The sequence below is a fragment of the Streptosporangium sp. NPDC006013 genome (assembly GCF_040614275.1).
Classification (GTDB): Bacteria; Actinomycetota; Actinomycetes; order Streptosporangiales; family Streptosporangiaceae; genus Streptosporangium.
Genome location: NZ_JBEXUE010000901.1, coordinates 1 through 1,716, shown reverse-complemented (window position 1 = coordinate 1,716; position 1,716 = coordinate 1). Strand labels below are relative to the sequence as shown.

Below are 1,716 nucleotides of genomic sequence, written 5' to 3'. Positions count from 1 at the left end.
GTGCCCGGCAGCGGGCGGCCGATCGGCAGGCCCGCGTCCGGGGCGGCGGCGGCCGCCTCGGCCGGGGTCACCGGGTGGCACAGGCTGCCGATGGTGGCCTCGGTCGGGCCGTACACGCAGAGGAACCTGGCGGGCAGGCCGGTGGCCAGCCAGAGCCGGGCGTCCTGGTAGCCGACCGCCTCGCCGCCGACGGCCAGCACGCGCAGCGCGGCCGGCCTCGGGTCGCCGGGCCGGATGCCGGTCATCACGTCGCGGTAGTAGGTGGCCGCGAGCGCGACGTGGGTCACCCCGGTCTCGGCCAGCAGGTCCGGCAGGTCGGCGGGGGCGACGACGCCGGTGTCGCCGATCACCACGGTGGCGCCCGCCAGCAGGGTGGCGCCCATCTGCGCCATGGCCGGGTCGAAGATGAGCGGCGCGTGCAGCAGCACCCTGTCCCCGGGGCGGATGTCGTGCGCGTCCGCGTGGACGCGGCAGTGGTGGGTGTACGCGCCGTGCGGGACGACGACCGCCTTCGGCCGGCCGGTCGAGCCCGAGGTGTAGATCATGTACGCGGCGCGCCCGGGATCCCCGGGTGGGAGGTCGATGAGTGGAAGGTCACCGGGTGGCGCGTCTTCCGCCTCACCGACCGTCTCTCCGACGGTGAGGACCGGGGCCGAGCCGGGAAGGGAGCTCGGCCTGCGGTCGGTGAGCACCACCGCGGGCCGCAGGTCGCCGAGCATCGCCGCCAGGCGTTCGGTGGGTTGCGCGGTGTCCAGCGGCACGTACACCCCGCCCGCCCGCAGCACGGCCAGCAGCGCGGTCACCGCCGCCGGTGACCGGTCCAGGTAGACGGCCACCGGGTCCTCGGGGCGCACCCCCGCGGCGTGCAGCCGCCTGGCCAGCGTGGCGGCCCGGTCGTCCAGCTCGGCGTAGGTCAGGCGCTCGCCGGCGTACTCGACCGCGGGCGCGTCCGGGGTGCGGGCGGCCTGGGCGGCGAACGCCTCGTGCAGGGATTCGTGCGTGATCGGCATGGCCCGCGGGTTCCAGTCCCGCAGCAGCCGTCCGCGCTCGGCGGGGTCCAGCATGTCGAGGCGGCTGACCGGCCGGTCCGGTGCCGTCGCCGCCGACTCCACCAGGGTCCGGAAATGTCCGGCTAGACGGCGGATCGTCGCCTCGGTGAACAGGTCCGTCGCGTACTCCAGCTCGGCCAGGTAGCCGCCGTCGGTGCCGGCGGTGAGACCGAAGGTGAGATCGAACTTGGCCGTCGTCCGCTCGACGGCGACCGGCCGCACATCGAGCCCCGTCAGGCGCGGCGGCTCGGGCGCCTGCTCGCGCAGCCCGAACGTGACGTCGCACAGCGGGGAGCGGGACAGGTCCCGCTGCGGGGCCAGCCCCTCCACCAGCCGGTCGAAGGGCAGTTCGTCGTGGCTGAAGGCGTCCAGCGCGCTCTCCCTGACCCGGCCGATCAGGGTCGTCACCGTCGGATCGCCGGCCAGGTCCACCCGCACCACGACGGTGTTGACGAAGAACCCGACGACGTCGTCCAGTTCCGCCTGGCCACGACCGGCGACGACCGTGCCGATCGCCACGTCGGTGGCACCGGTGTGGCGGCCGAGCATCGCGGCGAACACGCTCAGGAAGGTCATGAACGCGGTCGCGCCCTGCCGCCGGCCGAGCGCCAGCAGCGGCTGCGCCACCTCGGCGGGGATGTCGCAGGTGACGGTCGCGCCGCGGCCC

At 75.4% G+C, this 1,716-nt stretch carries 1 protein-coding gene; it reads right to left on the bottom strand.

Annotated elements, in window-relative coordinates; genetic code table 11:
- Positions 1 to 1,716 (bottom strand): AMP-binding protein (locus ABZ260_RS50735; protein ID WP_355633068.1); only part of this gene is annotated, 1,716 nt, incomplete at both ends.